16 protein-coding genes are annotated in these 18031 nt (G+C 72.1%); 11 read left to right on the top strand and 5 right to left on the bottom strand.

What is annotated here, in order from left to right; translation table 11 throughout:
* Positions 1–24: 24 nt before the first annotated feature.
* From RFN52_RS06555 to RFN52_RS06530, 6 genes are all read left to right on the top strand, one after another.
* Positions 25–1068 carry a sugar-binding transcriptional regulator gene (locus RFN52_RS06555; protein WP_184843610.1) on the top strand — a complete coding sequence of 348 codons (1044 nt, stop codon included), beginning with the start codon at positions 25–27 and terminating at the stop codon, positions 1066–1068.
* 24 nt (positions 1069–1092) lie between these two features.
* Positions 1093–1446: a barstar family protein gene (locus tag RFN52_RS06550; protein ID WP_184843607.1), complete on the top strand. Its 354-nt coding sequence runs from the start codon at positions 1093–1095 to the stop codon at positions 1444–1446.
* A 108-nt stretch (positions 1447–1554) separates the two neighbouring features.
* Positions 1555–2997 (top strand): GuaB1 family IMP dehydrogenase-related protein, encoded by a 1443-nt coding sequence (locus RFN52_RS06545; RefSeq protein ID WP_184843603.1) that lies wholly within the window; start codon positions 1555–1557, stop codon positions 2995–2997.
* Between the two features lie 637 nt (positions 2998–3634).
* Entirely contained in the window at positions 3635–5104 is a 1470-nt protein-coding gene (locus RFN52_RS06540; RefSeq protein ID WP_184843600.1) for an amino acid permease, read from the top strand.
* A gap of 10 nt (positions 5105–5114) precedes the next feature.
* Positions 5115–5567, top strand: coding sequence for an Lrp/AsnC family transcriptional regulator (locus tag RFN52_RS06535; RefSeq protein WP_184843598.1), 453 nt, complete (start codon positions 5115–5117; stop codon positions 5565–5567).
* 136 nt (positions 5568–5703) lie between these two features.
* Positions 5704–6900, top strand: a complete 1197-nt coding sequence (locus RFN52_RS06530; RefSeq protein ID WP_184843595.1) for an MFS transporter — start codon at positions 5704–5706, stop codon at positions 6898–6900.
* Here the strand turns inward: RFN52_RS06530 and RFN52_RS06525 are convergent.
* A complete protein-coding gene (locus RFN52_RS06525; RefSeq protein ID WP_184843592.1) occupies positions 6869–7465 on the bottom strand; it encodes a Repetin in 597 nt (198 codons plus the stop codon). The genes RFN52_RS06530 and RFN52_RS06525 overlap by 32 nt on opposite strands.
* Before the next feature lie 299 nt (positions 7466–7764).
* Here RFN52_RS06525 and RFN52_RS06520 point away from each other — a divergent pair, with 299 nt between their 5' ends.
* Positions 7765–8553: a carbon-nitrogen hydrolase family protein gene (locus tag RFN52_RS06520; RefSeq protein WP_184843589.1), complete on the top strand. Its 789-nt coding sequence runs from the start codon at positions 7765–7767 to the stop codon at positions 8551–8553.
* A 50-nt stretch (positions 8554–8603) separates the two neighbouring features.
* Positions 8604–10301 (top strand): flavin monoamine oxidase family protein, encoded by a 1698-nt coding sequence (locus RFN52_RS06515; RefSeq protein WP_184843586.1) that lies wholly within the window; start codon positions 8604–8606, stop codon positions 10299–10301.
* Between the two features lie 3 nt (positions 10302–10304).
* On the opposite strand, the gene RFN52_RS06510 is transcribed toward RFN52_RS06515, so the two are convergent.
* Positions 10305–11015: a DUF5995 family protein gene (locus RFN52_RS06510; RefSeq protein WP_184843583.1), complete on the bottom strand. Its 711-nt coding sequence runs from the start codon at positions 11013–11015 to the stop codon at positions 10305–10307.
* A gap of 175 nt (positions 11016–11190) precedes the next feature.
* Here RFN52_RS06510 and RFN52_RS06505 point away from each other — a divergent pair, with 175 nt between their 5' ends.
* Positions 11191–12324 carry a glycoside hydrolase family 6 protein gene (locus RFN52_RS06505; RefSeq protein ID WP_184853812.1) on the top strand — a complete coding sequence of 378 codons (1134 nt, stop codon included), beginning with the start codon at positions 11191–11193 and terminating at the stop codon, positions 12322–12324.
* On the opposite strand, the gene RFN52_RS06500 is transcribed toward RFN52_RS06505, so the two are convergent.
* The gene (locus tag RFN52_RS06500; RefSeq protein ID WP_184843580.1) at positions 12303–13682 is read right to left on the bottom strand and encodes a uracil-xanthine permease family protein; all 1380 of its coding nucleotides are present in this window, start codon (positions 13680–13682) and stop codon (positions 12303–12305) included. The two genes, RFN52_RS06505 and RFN52_RS06500, sit on opposite strands and share 22 nt — an antisense overlap.
* A 173-nt stretch (positions 13683–13855) precedes the next feature.
* On the opposite strand from RFN52_RS06500, the gene RFN52_RS06495 reads away from it, so the two are divergent.
* Entirely contained in the window at positions 13856–14350 is a 495-nt protein-coding gene (locus RFN52_RS06495; RefSeq protein ID WP_184843577.1) for an NUDIX hydrolase, read from the top strand.
* An 87-nt stretch (positions 14351–14437) separates the two neighbouring features.
* Here RFN52_RS06495 and RFN52_RS06490 read toward each other — a convergent pair whose 3' ends face one another.
* Positions 14438–15643 (bottom strand): MFS transporter, encoded by a 1206-nt coding sequence (locus RFN52_RS06490; protein ID WP_184843574.1) that lies wholly within the window; start codon positions 15641–15643, stop codon positions 14438–14440.
* Between the two features lie 135 nt (positions 15644–15778).
* On the opposite strand from RFN52_RS06490, the gene RFN52_RS06485 reads away from it, so the two are divergent.
* Complete coding sequence (locus RFN52_RS06485) at positions 15779–17197, top strand: ROK family transcriptional regulator (protein ID WP_184843572.1); 1419 nt, start codon at positions 15779–15781, stop codon at positions 17195–17197.
* 47 nt (positions 17198–17244) lie between these two features.
* On the opposite strand, the gene RFN52_RS06480 is transcribed toward RFN52_RS06485, so the two are convergent.
* Positions 17245–17994, bottom strand: coding sequence for an SDR family oxidoreductase (locus RFN52_RS06480; protein ID WP_184843569.1), 750 nt, complete (start codon positions 17992–17994; stop codon positions 17245–17247).
* Positions 17995–18031 lie beyond the last annotated feature (37 nt).

Genomic DNA, 18031 nt, shown 5'->3' with positions numbered 1-18031 from the left:
AAGGATGAACGGCGAATCCAGAGTGTGAACAGCAGTGAGGAGATCGCCGTGTCGGGTATGTCGGCGGGCCGGTCAGCCATGCGGATGGGACCCGCTGAGCTGGTGCAGGCGGCGGCCATGGCCCGCCGCTTCTACCTTGAGGGCAAGTCCAAGATCCAGATCGCGGAGGAGTTCGGCGTCAGCCGCTTCAAGGTGGCCCGGGTCCTGGAGACCGCCCTCGAACGGGACCTCGTACGCATCGAGATCCGTGTGCCTGCGGAGCTGGACGCCGAGCGCTCGGACGCGCTCCGCGCCCGCTACGGCCTCAGGCACGCCGTCGTGGTCGAGTCTCCGGCCGAGGCCGAGGAGACGCCCGACCCCGAGAACCTGGGAGAGGTGGCCGCCGACCTGCTCGGCGAACTGGTCGACGAAGGGGATGTGCTGGGCCTGGCCTGGGGCCGCTCCACCATCCACATGGCGGCGGCGCTCGACCGGCTGCCGCCGTGCACGGTGGTGCAGCTGACGGGCGTGTACGACGCCGGGACCGCCGAACGCGGCTCGGTCGAGGCCGTGCGCCGCGCCGCCCAGGTGGCCGGCGGGGACGCCCACCCCATCTACGCGCCCATGCTGCTGCCCGACGCGGCCACGGCCGCGGCGCTGCGCAACCAGACGGGCATCGCCCGGGCCTTCGAGCACTTCGACAAGGTCACGGTCGCCTGTGTCTCCATCGGGTCCTGGGAGCCGGGCATCTCCACGGTGCACGACATGCTCAGCGACGAGGAGCGGGCGCACTACGCGTCCCTCGGGGTCGCCGCCGAGATGTCGGCCCACCTCTTCGACGCCGAGGGCCGCCGGGTCGGCCGGGACCTGGGCGAGCGGTGCATCACGGTGAAGGCCGACCAGCTCCGCCGGATCCCCGAGGTCGTCGCGATCGCGGGCGGGCAGCGCAAGGGACCGGCGATCGACGCCGTGCTGCGGTCCGGGCTCGTCACCAGTCTCGTGACGGACACGTCGGCCGCGGACTACCTGATGACGGCCGGCCCGGCGCCGAAGTCCGCGCTCAACCGGTCCGACCCGGACGGGGTCTGACAGGTGGCGGGGGAGTCGCGCGCGGTGCCGGACGACCCGGCGGGCCGGATCGTGGTCGTCCTGGACCTGGGCGGGGTCACGGACAAGGCGGCCTTCATGGACCGCTGCGCCCGTGACCTGGCCCTGCCCGACTGGTTCGGCCGCAACTGGGACGCCCTCGCCGACTCCATGGCCGACCCCGCCCTCTGGCCCGAGGGGGCCGGCGAGCGGGGCCTGCTGGTCGTCGTCCAGGGCTGGCGGAGGTACGCGGAGACGCGGCCCGAGGAGTGGCAGGTCGCTGAGGAGATCTTCGCCGAGGCGACGGACCGGGGCCCTGGGCTGTTCGTGACCCTAGGCCTTGGAGAATCCTCCGAGAGCCCCCCTGGCCAGCCTGGATGATCCGCTGGGGGCGGTTCGGGCGTCCGTCATGGGAGAATGAAGTACGTGCTCTTTCCCCCTGGCCGGCCGGTCCGGGGGTCACCTCTGATCGACTGGGATGTGCAGCACGTGCGTTTCCTCAATGACATCCAGCCCGGGTACGACCTGACGTACGACGACGTCTTCATGGTCCCCAGCCGCTCCTCGGTGGGCTCGCGGCAGGCCGTCGACCTCAGCTCCCCGGACGGCACGGGCACCACCATCCCGCTCGTCGTCGCCAACATGACCGCCATCGCCGGCCGCCGCATGGCCGAGACCGTGGCCCGCCGCGGCGGCCTCGTGGTGATACCCCAGGACATCCCGAACGACGTGGTCACCGACGTCGTCTCCTGGGTGAAGAGCCGGCACCTGGTGCTGGACACCCCGATCATCCTGTCCCCGCACCAGACGGTCGCGGACGCGCTGGCCCTGCTGCCCAAGCGCGCGCACAACGCCGGCGTCGTCGTCGACGGGGACCACAAGCCGGTCGGCGTGGTCACCGACGCCGACCTGTCCGGCGTGGACCGCTTCACGCAGCTCGCCGAGGTCATGTCCCGGGACCTGCTGCTCATCGACGCGGACATGGACCCGGGCGAGGCCTTCAACACCCTCGACCACGCCAACCGCCGTTACGCCCCCGCGGTCAACCAGGACGGCACGCTCGCCGGCATCCTGACCCGCAAGGGCGCCCTGCGCGCCACGCTCTACCAGCCGGCCACCGACGCACAGGGCCGGTTGCGCATCGCCGCCGCCGTCGGCATCAACGGCGACGTCGCGGGCAAGGCGCAGGAGCTGCTGGACGCGGGGGTCGACGCGCTCGTCATCGACACGGCGCACGGCCACCAGGAGTCGATGATCAGCGCCCTGAAGCTGGTGCGCGACCTCGACCCGCAGGTGCCGATCGTCGCGGGCAACGTGGTCGCAGCCGCGGGTGTGCGCGACCTGATCGAGGCCGGCGCGGACATCGTCAAGGTCGGTGTCGGCCCCGGCGCCATGTGCACCACGCGCATGATGACCGGCGTCGGCCGGCCGCAGTTCTCCGCCGTCCTGGAATGCGCCGCCGAGGCGAAGAAGTACGGCAAGCACGTGTGGGCCGACGGCGGTGTCCGCCACCCGCGCGACGTCGCCATGGCCCTCGCGGCCGGCGCGTCCAACGTGATGGTCGGCTCGTGGTTCGCGGGCACCTACGAGTCCCCGGGCGACCTCCAGCACGACGCCCAGGGACGGGCGTACAAGGAGTCCTTCGGCATGGCCTCCGCCCGGGCCGTGCGCAACCGCACCTCGGAGGAGTCCGCGTACGACCGCGCCCGCAAGGGGCTGTTCGAGGAGGGGATCTCCACCTCCCGCATGTTCCTCGACCCGGCCCGCCCGGGTGTCGAGGACCTGATCGACTCGATCATCGCGGGCGTCCGCTCCTCCTGCACCTACGCCGGCGCGGGCTCCCTGGAGGAGTTCGCCGAGAAGGCCATCGTCGGCATCCAGAGCGCGGCCGGCTACGCCGAGGGCAAGCCGCTGCACGCCAGCTGGAGCTGACGCGCCCAACGCCCTTGCCTGGAGCCCCCGATGGAAATCGGGGGCTTCGCGCATGCGGACGGCCTGCCGTCGTACGCCATGGAGATCACCGTATGCAGGGCAGCCGATGTCGACGTGCTCGACCGGTGCATCGGCTCCCCGGGGGCCACCTCGTTCCACGCGCGCCGCTTCGAGCGCCAGGAACGGGGTTCGAGTACCTCTCTCGTCGCCTGGCACGGCCGACGGCCCGTCGGTCATACGGAGGTGCGCTGGGGCGGCTGCGACGACGTGACGGTGCGGGCGGTGTGGCCCGGCCCGGCTACCGGGCCGTCGCTCCGTACGTCGGCCGCTGGTCGTTCGAGAACCACGAGGGCGTCCCGCGCGAATGTGTCGAAAACCTGATGTTCCTCGTGAAAGAGCTGCCCTGAGCAAGCCGTGCGCAACGGATGAAATCAGCTGCGCAACGAACCTCCGGCCGACTGCGAGGAACGCAATGATCTTACGGTTGCGCGCAAGGTTGCTGCATTTCACCAGCAACGCCGTTGCTCATAGGCTGTCGCCTCGTACGTGGCGTGGCGGGGACTCCGCTCGGTGGGTCCCTGCTCAAGGGTGCCCGCGGTCCCTGCCGCCCTGACCGGCAGCGAAAAGGAGCCAGCGCGTGCTCGACCAAGGCGCACCCCCGCAGAACCCAGGCCAGACAGCCGACCCCACGCCCCCCGGCATCGGTGCGCGCCTCATGCGCCGCAAGCCGGTGGAACGGCTGGTCGCGGAGGGTGGCCAGGGCGAGGGAGGCTCGCTGCGCCGCACCCTCGGGCTGTGGCAGCTCACCATGATCAGCATCGGTGCCACTCTCGGCACCGGCATCTTCGTCGTCCTCGGCGAGGCCGTCCCCAAGGCGGGCCCGGCCGTCACGCTCTCCTTCGTCATCGCCGGCCTCACCGCCCTGTTCTCGGCCCTGTCCTACGCCGAGCTGGCCGGCTCCATCCCGGTCTCCGGCTCCTCGTACTCGTATGCGTACGCAACGATGGGTGAGCTGGTCGCCTGGATATGCGGCTGGTGCCTGGTCCTGGAGTACGGCGTGTCGGTGGCCGCCGTCGCCGTCGGCTGGGGCGAATACCTCAACGAACTGCTCGACGGCACCATCGGCGTCACCATCCCGGCCGCCCTGTCCGCCCCGCCCGGCGACGGCGGCGTGTTCAACCTGCCGGCGCTGATCGTCGTGCTGCTCGCGATGGCGTTCCTGCTGGGCGGCGCCCGCGAGTCCGCCCGGGCCAACACCGTCATGGTCGTCGTGAAGATCGCCGCGCTGGTGATGTTCTGCGCCATCGGCGTCCAGGGCTTCCGCTCCGGCAACTACGAGAACTTCATGCCGCTCGGCATGGCGGGCGTCAGCGCCGCCGGCGCCACCCTGTTCTTCTCCTACATCGGCTTCGACGCCGCCTCCACCGCCGGTGAGGAGGCGAAGAACGCCCAGCGCGACCTGCCGCGCGCGATCATGCTGTCGCTGGTCGTCGTCACCGCGCTGTACGTCCTCGTCGCCGCCGTCGCCGTAGGCGCCAAGCCGTGGGAGAACTTCACCGACTCCGAGGCCGCCCTCGCCCAGATCATGCGCGAGGTCACCGGGCAGACCTTCTGGGGCACGCTGCTCGCCTTCTGCGCCGTCATCGCCATCGCGAGCGTCGTCCTGACCGTGCTGTACGGCCAGACCCGCATCCTGTTCGCCATGTCCCGCGACGGTCTCGTGCCCAAGGTCTTCGCCAAGGTCCACCCGAAGACCGGTGCCCCGCGCGCCAACACCCTGATCGTGTCGCTGTTCTGCGGTGTCCTGGCCGCCGCGATCCCGCTCGGGCAGCTCGCCGACGCCACCAGCATCGGCACCCTGTTCGCCTTCGCCCTCGTCAACGTGGCCGTCGTCGTGCTGCGCCGGACCAAGCCGGACATGCCCCGCACCTTCCGGGTGCCGCTCTCGCCGGTCATGCCCGCGCTGGGCTTCGCCTTCTGCATCTGGATGATGGGCAGCCTGTCGACCGTGACCTGGGTCGTCTTCGGTGTCTGGATGGCCGCCGGGCTCGTGTTCTACTTCGTGTACGGCTTCCGCCGCTCCCGACTGGCACCATCCGAGAAGTGATCGACCCACTGTGCTGAACGATCTCGACGAACGCATCGTGCACGCCCTCGCCGAGGACGCCCGCCGCTCCTACGCCGACATCGGCTCAATCGTCGGCCTGTCCGCACCCGCCGTGAAGCGGCGTGTGGACCGGCTGCGGGCCACCGGAGCCATCACCGGCTTCACCGTACGGGTGGACCCGGGCGCCCTCGGCTGGGAGACCGAGGGGTTCGTCGAGATCTACTGCCGCGGGAACACCTCCCCGGAGACCATCCAGCGGGGTCTGGAGCGCTACCAGGAGGTCGTGGCCGCGTCCACCGTCACCGGAGACGCGGACGCGATCGTCCAGGTCTTCGCCTCCGACATGCGCCACTTCGAACGGGTCCTGGAACGGATCGCCGGGGAGCCGTTCGTCGAGCGGACCAAGTCCGTGCTCGTGCTCTCGCCGCTGCTGCGGCGCTTCTCGTCCGGGTCGCCCACGTAACTCCGTGGCCCGTTCCATGGGACACCTCTAGCCTGGGTGTCATGACCTGGCGACATTGATCCACCAGCCGTGCCTCCCGAGGACCGCCTCGGACGCCGTCCCTCCGGCGTCCGATCCGTCCTTCCGGGAAGGCCTCATGACACTCTCACCCGCGCGCGTGCCCGTCGCCGGTGTCCGCCGTCTGACCCGCACGCTGTACGGCTACGCGTTCCTCGACGACTTCGTCCTGCTCTACCCGGTGTACGCGCTGCTGTTCGCCGACACCGGCATGTCGCTCTGGCAGATCTCCTCCCTGTTCGCCCTGTGGTCGGTCACCGGTGTGGTGCTCGAAGTGCCCTCCGGCGCCTGGGCCGACGCCGTGTCGCGTCGCAGGCTGCTGTGGATCGGTCCCCTGCTCACCGCCGCCGGCTTCGCGCTGTGGGTGGCCGTTCCCTCGTACGGGGCCTTCGCGGTGGGCTTCATCCTGTGGGGCGCGGGCGGTGCCCTCGGCTCCGGCGCTCTGGAGGCGCTGGTCTACGACGAACTGGACCGGCTCGGTGCCGCCGACCGGTACGCGCGGGTCATGGGCCGGGCCCGGGCCGCGCGACTGCTGGGCACCGTGGCTTCCATAGGCCTGGCGGGGCCGGTCTTCGCGCAGGGCGGCTACGCGGCCGTCGGAGCCGCGAGCTTCCTGGCCTGCGTGCTGACCGCCGTCACCGCGACCCGGTTCCCCGAACACCGGGTGCGGGCGGAAGGCGCGGGCGACACCTGGGCGACGACCCTGCGGACCGGCCTCGCCGAAGTCCGCGGGGACCGTTCGGTGCGCGGCGCCCTGCTGCTGGTCCCGGCCGTGGCCGCGGTGTGGGGCGCGCTCGACGAGTACACCCCCCTGCTGGTCCGCGACATCGGCGTCGCCGAGGCGACGGTGCCCTACCTGATCATGCTGATCTGGGCCGGCGTCACCCTCGGCAGCCTCCTGGCCGGACCGGCCGAACGCCTCGGCACGAGCGGGCTCGCGATGCTGCTCGCGGGCGCCGCCCTCGCCCTGGCGGTGGGAGCCGTGTCCCGTTCCCTGGCCGGAATCGCCCTCGTGAGCCTCGCCTTCGCCGGGTTCCAGCTGGCCGAGGTACTCGCCGACGTCCGTCTCCAGCACCGCATCGACGAGTCACGCCGGGCCACGCTGACCTCCGTGGCGAGCCTGGGCACCGAGCTGGCCACGGTCGCCGCGTTCGGCGTGTACGCGCTGCTCGGCACGGACCTGCCGCACGGCACGGTCTTCGCGGTGCTGGCGTTTCCCTACCTCGTGACGGCCCTGGCGCTGGCTAGAGCTCGGGCTGCCACGGGACGACCGTGAAGTCGCCGGTCCCCTTCTTCACCTTCTCGAAGGGGGCGGAGCTCACGCACCGGGGAGGCTCGTCACCCTCGCCCGGACGGCCCGTCGAGGCCCAGCTGTAGCCGAGCCGGTCGTGGCGGCCGAGGTCGTGGACGGTGACGCCGACGCGCTTGCCCTCGGCCCCCGGCAGGTCCGACTCGGTGATCACACCGGAGACGACGGCCACCTTGCCGCCGGTGATCAGGCAGTCGACCTCGACCTCGGCCCGGGCGCCGGAGCCGTTCAGATAGTGGCTGAACCGGAAGGTGCCGGTGGCCTTCATCGGATCGGCCTTGTCCTTCGCGGCCAGATGCGCGTCGAAGGAGAACGTGATGTCGTCCCCGGCCGAGCGGTACAGCTTGGCGGTGCCGGTGAGGGCCGCGGCCTCCCGCTGCCGGGGCGCGTCCGACGTGGCCTCATGGCGCCGGGGCGCGTCCGACGCGGCCTCCTGCTGCCGGGGCGCGTTTGATGCCGTCGCGGCCGAGGCCGCCCCGGCTGTGAGCAGCAGTGCGGAGCCGAGCATGACGATCTTCGTACGGCGCTTCATTTCGGTCCTTTCCGCAGGTTGACCGGACAGCCCCAACTCTCCCGGCCCGGTGCGGCCGCGACATCGCGCGCAGGGCGGGACCCCGTCTCCGCCGCGCGGCGGGGAGAGGGCGACGGGCCCGGGCTCCGAGGTGGAGCCGTGCTACGCCTCAGGGCGCGCAACGAATCGCCGCCCGCCCCCGGACGCACGCAACGAACCGTTCACCGGCGCGCAACGGCTCCTTCTTGTCCGCCCTGGTCAGCCGCCCGTACCGTCTACGTGGCCCCTCCAACGACCCTTCCGCCCGGTGAGGAACACGCATGCGCACCGCCCTGCTCCAGAGCTCCGGCCGACCCGGCTCCACCGTCGAGAACCTCAAGGTTCTCGACGAGGCCGCGGGCCGGGCCGCCGCCGCGGGGGCGGGGCTGCTCGTGACGCCGGAGATGTTCCTGACCGGGTACGCGATCGGCGACGCCATCGGCCGCCTCGCCGAGCCCGCCGACGGCGAGTGCGCGGACGCGATCGCCGAGATCGCGACGAACCACGGCCTGGCGATCGCCTACGCGTACCCCGAGCGCGACGGCGACGCCGTGTTCAATTCCGCCCAGCTGATCTCCGCCGACGGCACCCGGCTCGCGAACTACCGCAAGACCCACCTCTTCGGCTGTTTCGAGCGCGACCACTTCACGCCCGGCGACCGGCAGATCGTTCAGGCCGAGATCGACGGCGTACGCGTCGGCATCCTCATCTGCTACGACGTGGAGTTCCCGGAGAACGTCCGGGCCCACGCCCTCGCCGGCACCGACCTGCTGGTCGTGCCGACCGCGCAGATGCACCCGTTCCAGTTCGTGGCCGAGTCGATGATCCCGGTGCGGGCCTTCGAGAACCAGATGTACGTCGCGTACGTCAACCGGGCCGGTCAGGAGGGCGAGTTCGAGTTCGTGGGCCTGTCCACGCTCGCCGGGCCCGACGGGATCGCCCGCACCCGGGCCGGACGCGGTGAGGACCTCGTCCTCGCCGACGTCGATCCCGCCTTCCTCGCCGCCTCGCGCGAGGCCAACCCGTATCTGCTCGACCGGCGGCCCGGCCTCTACGGGCCGCTCGTCTGACCACCCCCGCTGAACCGCCCGTTCGTACCCGTGCAAGGAGTTCGTACCCCATGACGTCCACCGTGCCCAACGCCGTCGAGCACGCAGACGCGCAGCAGCCGCCGATCACCATGTTCGGCCCGGACTTCCCGTACGCGTACGACGACTTCCTCGCCCACCCGGCGGGCCTCGGGCAGATACCCGCGACCGGGCACGGCACGGAGGTCGCGGTCATCGGCGGCGGCCTGTCCGGCATCGTCGCCGCGTACGAGCTGATGAAGATGGGCCTCAAGCCGGTCGTGTACGAGGCCGACCAGATCGGCGGCCGGCTGCGCACGGTGGGCTTCGACGGCTGCGACGAGTCCCTCACCGCCGAGATGGGCGCGATGCGCTTCCCGCCCTCCTCCACGGCCCTCCAGCACTACATCGACCTCGTCGGCCTGGAGACCCGGGCGTTCCCCAACCCGCTCGCCGAGGCGACCCCGTCGACGGTCGTCGACCTCAAGGGCGAGTCGCACTACGCCGAGACGGTCGCCGACCTGCCCCAGGTCTACCGGGACGTCGCCGAGGCCTGGAACCGGTGCCTGGAGGAGGGCGCCGACTTCTCCGACATGAACCGCGCCCTGCGCGAGCGGGACGTCCCGCGCATCCGCGAGATCTGGTCCCGGCTCGTGGAGAAGCTCGACAACCAGACCTTCTACGGCTTCCTCTGCGACTCCGAGGCGTTCAAGTCCTTCCGGCACCGCGAGATCTTCGGGCAGGTCGGCTTCGGCACGGGCGGCTGGGACACCGACTTCCCGAACTCCATCCTGGAGATCCTGCGCGTCGTCTACACCGAGGCCGACGACCACCACCGCGGCATCGTCGGCGGCTCGCAGCAGCTGCCGCTGCGCCTGTGGGAGCGCGAGCCGCAGAAGATCGTGCACTGGGCCCAGGGCACCTCGCTCGCGAGCCTGCACGAGGGCGGCGAGCCCCGCCCGGCGGTGACCCGGCTGCACCGCACCGCCGGCAACCGCATCACGGTGACCGACGCGGACGGCGACATCCGCACGTTCCAGGCGGCCATCTTCACCGCCCAGTCCTGGATGCTGCTGTCGAAGATCGCCTGTGACGACTCGCTCTTCCCGATCGACCACTGGACGGCGATCGAGCGCACCCACTACATGGAGAGCTCCAAGCTCTTCGTGCCGGTCGACAGGCCTTTCTGGCTGGACAAGGACGAGGAGACGGGCCGTGACGTCATGTCGATGACGCTCACCGACCGTATGACGCGCGGTACTTACCTGCTCGACGACGGCCCCGACAAGCCCGCCGTCATCTGCCTCTCCTACACCTGGTGCGACGACAGCCTGAAGTGGCTGCCGCTGTCCGCGAACGAGCGGATGGAGGTCATGCTGAAGTCGCTCGGCGAGATCTATCCCAAGGTCGACATCCGGGGGCACATCATCGGCAACCCCGTGACGGTCTCCTGGGAGAACGAGCCCTACTTCATGGGCGCGTTCAAGGCCAACCTGCCCGGCCACTACCGCTACCAGCGGCGCCTGTTCACGCACTTCATGCAGGACCGGCTGCCCGAGGACAAGCGCGGCATCTTCCTGGCCGGCGACGACATCTCCTGGACGGCCGGCTGGGCCGAGGGCGCCATCCAGACCGCCCTCAACGCCGTCTGGGGCGTGATGCACCACCTCGGCGGCACGACCGACCCGACGAACCCGGGCCCCGGCGACGTCTACGACGAGATCGCCCCCGTGGAACTGCCGGAGGACTAGGCACTAGCGACACCCGGGTTCGGCCAGGGGCGTGAGCAGCATGCGCCCAGCGAAGCCGACCGCCGTGTCCAGCCGTTCCGTGAACTCGTCGGCCACATCGGGGAGTTCACCCAGGGCCCACAGCGCCCGGGCCGCCGTCCACGCGGCGTCCCGGGCGCGCTCCAGGCTCCAGGAGCCGAGCAGATGGGTCAGCGGGTCGGCGATCCGGAACAGATCGGGACCCGGCATCAGATCGTCGCGGATGCGCTCCTCCAGCGAGAGGAGGAGATCGCCCACCATGTCGAACTCGTCCTCCAGATCGACGGGAGCGCAGCCGAGCGTACGGCAGGTGTCCACGACGGCCAGCGCGAGATCGTGCCCGATGTGCGCGTTGATGCCCGCCAGCGCGAACTGCAACGGACGTACCCCGGGATGGCGGCGGAACTGGAACAGCGGCCGCCAGCAGGCAGGCGGACGCCGCTCGTCCGCGACCGCCTGGACGGCCGCCAGGTACCGCTGCGCGAACCGTACGTCCAGCGTGATCGCGGCGTGGGCGTCCGCGAACCGCCCGGTGTCGACGTACCGGTCCACCGCCTCCGTCACGGCGAGGTAGACGCGGTTGAAGACCGCCACCCCGTCCCGCGGGTGCAGGGTCGCGTCGAGCGCGCGCAGACGGGAGATGACGGTGTCGACCGGAGTGTCCACGGCTGGGGGGAGTTGTTCGCATCGCGGCATGCGGGCAGAGTCGCAGTTCTAGGCTGGCGGGAGCACCGGCGGGCCCGGCTCTTCCCCGAAACGGGGGAACAGTGCCCGCCGCAGGGGGAGGGGGAGCAGCACCGTGGCAGGCTCGCGTGCCCAGCGCCTGGCCGCCCGCAGGGCAGGGCGCAGGCGTGCCGCCCGGCGTGGCGCGATGGTCGTGGCGGCCTCGCTCGTCGTCGTGGCCGGTGCGGTCGCGGGGGTCCTCGCCGCGTTCGGCGACGGCGGTCGGTCCTCCGACGAGGCCGGGCCTCCCGAGGTGTCGGCCTCGCCCCGGCTGGCGCCGCTGCCGGCGGTGCCGACGCCGTCCGCACCGGCCACCACCGCGTCCGCCCCGCCCTCGCCGTCCCCGTCCGCGCGCCGGACGACGACCTCCACGCCCTCGAAGCCCGCGAAGAAGCGGGAGCACCGCACCGCCGCAGCCGGACGTCTCTACCGCCACCCGGACTCCCAGGTCCTGGAGTGGGTCCGCTCCCACTCGGGCGACGCCCGGCACGCGGTCATCGCGTCCCGTATCGCCGAGCAGCCGGCGGCCGTCTGGTTCGCCGACTACTCGCCGGACACCGTCACCGCCCGGGTCGCCGCCGTGACCTCGGGCGGGGCCGCGCTCGGCCGGGTGCCCGTCCTCGTGCCGTACGCGATCCCCGGCCGGGACTGCGGCGGCCACTCCCAGGGCGGGGCGCCCGGCCTGGACGCCTACGACGCCTGGATCGAACGGTTCGCGGCGGGGCTGGGCTCGGGCGAGGTCATCGTCGTCCTGGAGCCCGACTCGCTCGCCCAGGCCGAGTGCCTCTCCGCCGGTGAACGCGCGGACCGCTTCGCCTCGCTGGCCCGGGCCGGCCGCGTCCTGAAGGCCGCCAACCCCCGGGCCCGGGTCTACTTCGACGCGGGGCACTCGGGCTGGAACGCGCCCGGCAAGCAGGCGGCCTGGCTCCGGCAGGCCGGTGCCGCCTCACCCGAGTCCTCCGACGGCATCTTCAGCAACGTCTCCAACTTCCACACCACCGCCGACGAGGTCGGCTACGACCGGCGGGTGCTGGACGCGCTCGGCGGCCCGGAGAACCTCGGCGCGGTCATCGACACCAGCCGCAACGGCAACGGCGCCCCGGCCGACGGCGAGTGGTGCGACCCGGCGGGCCGCAAACTGGGCCGGACCCCGACCCTGAGCACGGGCGAGGCCCGGATCGACGCCTACCTGTGGGTGAAGCTGCCGGGGGAGTCGGACGGCTGCAAGGGCAGGCCGGGGACGTTCACGGCGTCGTACGCCTACGACTTGGCGTTGTCGTAGGAGGAGGTGCCCTCGTCCAGCAGGGGCGCCTGCGTCTTCAAGTGGGCCGGGGCGAAGGCCCGCAGGGCGTGGTAGCCGGTGATGACGACGATCGTGCCGAGCGCGATGCCGCTCAGCGAGAACGTGTCCGAGAACTTCAGAGAGACGTTGCCGACCCCGATGATGATGCCCGCGGCGGCCGGGACCAGGTTCAGCGGATTGCGCAGATCCACCTTGGCGTTGATCCAGATCTGCGCGCCGAGCAGGCCGATCATGCCGTACAGGATGACGGTGATGCCGCCGAGCACCCCGCCCGGGATCGCCGCCACGACCGCGCCGAACTTCGGGCAGACGCCGAAGAGCAGGGCGAAGCCGGCAGCGGCCCAGTACGCGGCCGTCGAGTACACGCGGGTCGCGGCCATCACGCCGATGTTCTCGGAGTACGTGGTGTTCGGCGGGCCGCCCACCGCGGTGGACAGCATCGAGCCGACGCCGTCGGCCGCGATCGCCGTGCCGAGCTTGTCGTCCAGCGGGTCGCCGGTCATCTCGCCGACCGCCTTGACGTGCCCGGCGTTCTCCGCCACCAGCGCGATGACGACGGGCAGGGCGACCAGGATCGCCGACCACTCGAACGACGGGGCGTGCAGGGTCGGCAGCCCGATCCAGTCGGCCTGGCCCACGCCGGAGAGGTCGAGCCGCCAGTGGTCGGTGACCTTGCCGCTCGCGTCCACCGAGTGGATCTTGCCGAAGACCAGGTCGAACACCCAGGAGATGCCGTACCCGAAGACCAGCCCCAGGAAGATCGCGATCCGGGACCAGAAGCCGCGCAGGCAGACGACCGCCAGACCGGTGAACAGCATCACCAGCAGGGCGGTCCACTGGTCCTGCGGCCAGTACGTCGAGGCCGTCACCGGTGCCAGGTTGAAGCCGATCAGCATCACCACCGCGCCGGTCACGATCGGCGGCATGGTGGCGTGGATGATCCGCGCCCCGAAGCGCCGCACGGCGAGCCCCACCAGGAACAGCGCGCCCCCGACGACGAACACCGCTCCTGTGACGGTCGCGCTGCTGCCGCCCTGCGCGCGGATCACCGCCGCCACGCCGACGAAGGAGAGCGAGCATCCCAGGTAGCTGGGCACACTGCCGCGGGTGGCGAGCAGGAACACCACGGTCGCGACGCCCGACATCATGATCGCGAGGTTCGGGTCCAGGCCCATCAGAACCGGGGCAACGAAGGACGCGCCGAACATCGCCACGACGTGCTGGGCGCCGAGCCCTGCCGTGCGGGGCCAGGAGAGCCGCTCGTCGGGGCGGACCACCGCGCCGGGCGCCGGGGTGCGTCCGTCGCCGTGCAGTTTCCAGCGGACGCCGAGATCCATCGGGTGTCGCTTTCGTCGTGGGACCGTTTATGTCCGGACCATTGTCAGGGATGACCGGAGGTGCCCCGCACACGTCAGCGCACGTGGCGGCGACGGCACCGCCTCACCCCTCGAACCAGCTCCTGAACACCCCTCCGGCGGGCGGCCGCCTGGCGTGGCTCTAACCTGACGAGGTGGTGATACCGGAGGGAAGGCTGGTGCCGCGCCCGAGCGCGCGCGTGGTGCTGCTGGACGACGCCGATCGGCTGTTGCTGTTCTCAGCGAGGAACGAAGACGACGGTTCCGTCCGCTGGTTCACCCCCGGAGGGGGACTCGCACCAGGCGAAAGCCATGAACAGGCAGCCCTGCGGGAGCTGCGGGAGGAAACCGGGCTGCCCCATGTCTCCCTGGGGCCTGAGATATGGCGAGGGCGTCCGTGGACGACGGTCCGGGGCGGCGTGGCCTACGAGGTTCGCCAGCGGTACTACATGGCCCGGGTGCATGCGTTCGAGGTCGATACCTCGGCTTTCGAGGAGATCGAGAAGGCCGCCATCACAGGGCACCGCTGGTGGACCGCGGCGGAACTGGCCACGACCTCGGATGTGCTGAGGCCGGCCGAGCTGCCGGAGCTGCTGCCGCCCTTGCTGAAGGACGGCCCACCGGACTCACCGATCATGGTGAACGGCTGAGCGTCGCCGACGGCGCGGGCGTTGGGCGCGCCCCGGCGGCTCGCACCCCCGCTGAGAGTCCCTCCCCGTGGGCGCCGTGCGGCGGCTTCAGGGCCGCCGGTCGGGGACCGCCGCGTCCGGCCGGCCGATCTTCGTCCGCTCGCCGGGGCGGAGCACACCGGCGAATGCCACCAGGCCACACGACAGCGCCGTCACCAGGCAGAACGACACCATCAGGCTGGTCGCTTGCGCCAGCATGCCGATCGCGCTCGGCGCGATCAGGCCCGAGGTGTAGGTGATGGTCGCGACGCCCGCGATGGCCAGGCTCGGGTTGGCCCCGCTGCGGCCGGCCGCGGCGAAGCACAGCGGTACGACGACGGCGATGCCCAGGCCCATCAGCGCGAACCCGCCCATGGCCACCGCCGGATGGTCCGCCACGACGATCAGCAGCCCGCCGAGGACGGCGAACACACCGCTCGCCCGCACGGTCCGTACGGCACCGAAACGGTCCACGATCCTGTCACCGGCGAGCCGGGCGACGGCCATGGTGAGCGTGAAGCCCGTCGTGCAGGCCGCGGCGAGCCCGGCCGAGGTCTCCAGCTGCTCGCGCAGATAGACCGCCGACCAGTCCAGGCTGGCGCCCTCCGCGAACACCGCGCAGAACCCGATCGCGCCGATGAGCAGCGCCGAGCGGGGCGGCAGCGCGAAGCGCGGCGGCGGCTCCTCGTCCTCGGCGGGCTGCAGGTCGAGCACCCACTGGCAGGACGCCACGCCGACGACGGTGAGGACCGCGGCGGCCAGGACGTGGTGCAGCCGGGCGTCCGAGCCGAGGTGTGCGGCGAGGGTGCCGGCCGCCGAGCCGACCAGGGCGCCCGCGCTCCACATGCCGTGCAGCCCGGACATGATCGACCGGCCGAGGCGGTTCTCGACCTCGACCCCCAGCGCGTTCATCGCCACGTCGGCCATGCCCGCCGTCGCGCCGTACGTGAACAGGGCCAGGCAGAGCGTCAACAGGTTCGGGGCGAGGGACGGCAGGACCAGCGACAGGGTCCACAGGGCGATCAGTCCGCGCAGCGCGTTGCGGGCGCCGAAGCGGTGACTGATGCTGCCGGCGAGGGGCATCGCCACGGACGCGCCGAGCGCGGGGAAGGCGAGGGCGATCCCCAACTGGCCCGCGCTCACGCCCGCGTGGTCCTGGATCCACGGCACGCGGGTCGCGAACGAGCCGGTCACGGCGCCGTGCACGGCGAAGACGGCGGCCACGGCGTACCGGGACCGCTTCACCAGGCGCTGTTCGTCGACCACCTTGCCCATTCTGCGGTCCCCCTCCAGGTCTGTGCCGGGCTCGTGTCCGGTGCGGGCGTAAACTATCAGGAACCCTGCCTGATAATAAGAGGGTCTCCCGGCAGGCCACGGCCGACGGCTCCGCCCGTCTGGAAGGATCCCGGCATGCCCGCATCCCCGAGCACCGCCCGGGCCATCAACGACCGGCTCGCCCTGCGTCTGCTCCAGCAGGAAGGCCCGTTGACGGCAGGGCAGTTGAAGCAGCTGACCGGTCTGTCCCGGCCGACCGTCGCCGACCTCGTCGAACGGCTCGGTGCCGCCGGGCTCATCGCGGTCGTCGGTGAGGCGGGGGAGCAGCGGCGCGGCCCCAACGCGAAGGTCTACGGCATCGTCGCCGACCGGGCCCACCTCGCCGCCCTCGACGTCCGCACCGAAGGCGTCGCCGTGGCCGTCACGGACCTGGTGGGGCGGGTGCTGGCCGAGGCGTCGGTGCCGATCGGCGGAGACACCGGAACGGGTCCCGCCGTGCAGCAGGCGGTCACGCTGGTCGAGCGTGTGGCGAAGGAGGCCGGGGCCGGCCGCCTGCACACCGTGGGGATCGGAGCGCCCGGTCTGATCGACCCGTCCAGCGGCGAACTCCGCGACTCCACCGGGCTGCCGGAGTGGCACCGCCGACTCGTCGCCACCCTCCAGGAGCGGCTGCCCGAGGCCCGCGTCAGCGTCGAGAACGAGACCAACCTCGCGGCACTGGCCGAGCAGCGCTACGGAGCGGCCCGGGACCGGGACACCTTCGTCCTGCTGTGGCTGGGCCAGGGGACGGGAGCGGCCGTGGTCCTCGACGGCGCCCTGCGCCGCGGCGCCTCCGGTGGCACCGGCGAGATCGGCTTCCTCCCGGTCCCCGGTACGACGGCACTGCCGACCTCGACGGACTGCGAGGGCGGCTTCCATTCGCTGGCCTCCGCGGCGGCGGTCGTGTCCCTCGCGGCCGAGTGCGACATCGCGGCGACGCCGCGGGAGCTGACGTCCGCGGCGGGGGTGGTACGGGCGGCCGTCGCCGTGACGCGTGCGTCGGACGGGGGGCCGGGGGAGGAGCCGGCCGCGGACGACGCCGAGGGAGCGGTGCGGGCGAGCGGAACTGGGAGCTCCATGCTTATGCCGCGAGGGGACGCGCCCACACCTGGGGATGCGGCGCCGCTGCTGCCGGGAGGGGCCGCGCCCGTGCCCGGGGCCGAGTCTCGCTCCCCCGGAGCCGAGGCACCCCCACCCCCCGCCCCTGCCTCAGCCGCCCGCTTCCTGGACGCCCTCGCCGATCGTCTGGCCGTCGGGGTCGCCTCCGTGGTGGCGATCCTGGACCCCGGGTGCGTGGTGCTCGGCGGTGAGGTCGGTCAGGCCGGTGGCGAGGAGCTCGCCTCGCGGGTGCGGGACCGCATCGCCCGGATGACGCCCCTGCCGACGGAGGTACGGGCGACGACGCTGGGCGGCGGCGCGGTCCTGCGCGGCGCACTGCTGACGGCCCGGGACCGTGCCCAGGAGGAACTCTTCGCGCCGGGAGGGCCCCCACCCCAGCCCTCCCAGGGCTGGTAGGCCGTGGAACCGTCCCCTCCGCAGCCCCCGGGCCGCCCGCTGCGCGCCTACACCCGGCCGCCCCCGAACCGGCTCTCCAGGTGCTCCTCGAACGATCCCTTGCCCACCGCCCGTCGCGGCGTCAGATGGCCCCCGCTCCGGAAGCCCCGGTACGCCGCTCCCCACAGCGGTACGTTCACCACCGCTCGCCGACGGCCTGACGCCCTCAGATACGCACGGGCCAGGGACTCCAGCGGTCGTACCTCCGGCCCGCCCATGTCCTCGACCCGCCCCGCCGGCGCGGCCTCCGCCAGCTCGGCCAGCCGGTCCGCGACCTCGGCCACCTCCACCGGCTGGTCCCGCACGCCCGCCGGGAGGAACATCACCGGCAGCTTCGACAGCCCCTGGAACATCATGATCAGCAGATCGTGGAACTGCGTCGCCCGCAGCACGGTCCAGCCGATCCCCGACTCCTCGACCAGCCTCTCCACCGCGAGCTTGCTCCGGTAGTACGGGAGCGGTACCTCGTCGACGCCCACGATCGACACATAGACAAGATGTGGCACGCCCGCACCGTGGGCCGCCCTGATCAGGTTCTGGGCCGCCTGCTCGTCCCCCTTCTGTGCCGACGCGCAGTGCACGATCGTGTCCACGCCGGCGACGGCCGCGTCCAGGCCGGCTCCGCCCGCTCGCAGATCCACCGCGTACGGCTCGCTGTGCCGGCTGAGCACCCGCACCTCGTGCCCGCCTGCGCGCAACCGCTCGGCGACGAGCCGCCCCAGCGTTCCGGTGCCGCCGGTCACCAGGATCGTGGTCATGCTGTTCAGCCCCTTCGGACGTCGGGCGCTCCCGGGT

The sequence above is a fragment of the Streptomyces collinus genome (assembly GCF_031348265.1).
Taxonomy (GTDB): Bacteria; Actinomycetota; Actinomycetes; order Streptomycetales; family Streptomycetaceae; genus Streptomyces; species Streptomyces collinus.
Note: the sequence above shows the minus strand (reverse complement) of the source record. Positions and strands in the feature narration are given on the sequence as shown.

Bases quoted from the DNA above. Each gene is read 5' to 3' on its own strand.
- RFN52_RS06520 (WP_184843589.1), top strand. From the start codon at position 7,765: ATGCGCACCGCCCTGCTCCAGAGCTCCGGCCGACCCGGCTCCACCGTC.
- RFN52_RS06510 (WP_184843583.1), bottom strand. From the start codon at position 11,015: ATGCCGCGATGCGAACAACTCCCCCCAGCCGTGGACACTCCGGTCGAC.
- RFN52_RS06505 (WP_184853812.1), top strand. From the start codon at position 11,191: ATGGTCGTGGCGGCCTCGCTCGTCGTCGTGGCCGGTGCGGTCGCGGGG.
- RFN52_RS06530 (WP_184843595.1), top strand. From the start codon at position 5,704: ATGACACTCTCACCCGCGCGCGTGCCCGTCGCCGGTGTCCGCCGTCTG.
- RFN52_RS06500 (WP_184843580.1), bottom strand. From the start codon at position 13,682: ATGGATCTCGGCGTCCGCTGGAAACTGCACGGCGACGGACGCACCCCG.
- RFN52_RS06525 (WP_184843592.1), bottom strand. From the start codon at position 7,465: ATGAAGCGCCGTACGAAGATCGTCATGCTCGGCTCCGCACTGCTGCTC.
- RFN52_RS06515 (WP_184843586.1), top strand. From the start codon at position 8,604: ATGACGTCCACCGTGCCCAACGCCGTCGAGCACGCAGACGCGCAGCAG.
- RFN52_RS06485 (WP_184843572.1), top strand. From the start codon at position 15,779: ATGCCCGCATCCCCGAGCACCGCCCGGGCCATCAACGACCGGCTCGCC.
- RFN52_RS06480 (WP_184843569.1), bottom strand. From the start codon at position 17,994: ATGACCACGATCCTGGTGACCGGCGGCACCGGAACGCTGGGGCGGCTC.
- RFN52_RS06490 (WP_184843574.1), bottom strand. From the start codon at position 15,643: ATGGGCAAGGTGGTCGACGAACAGCGCCTGGTGAAGCGGTCCCGGTAC.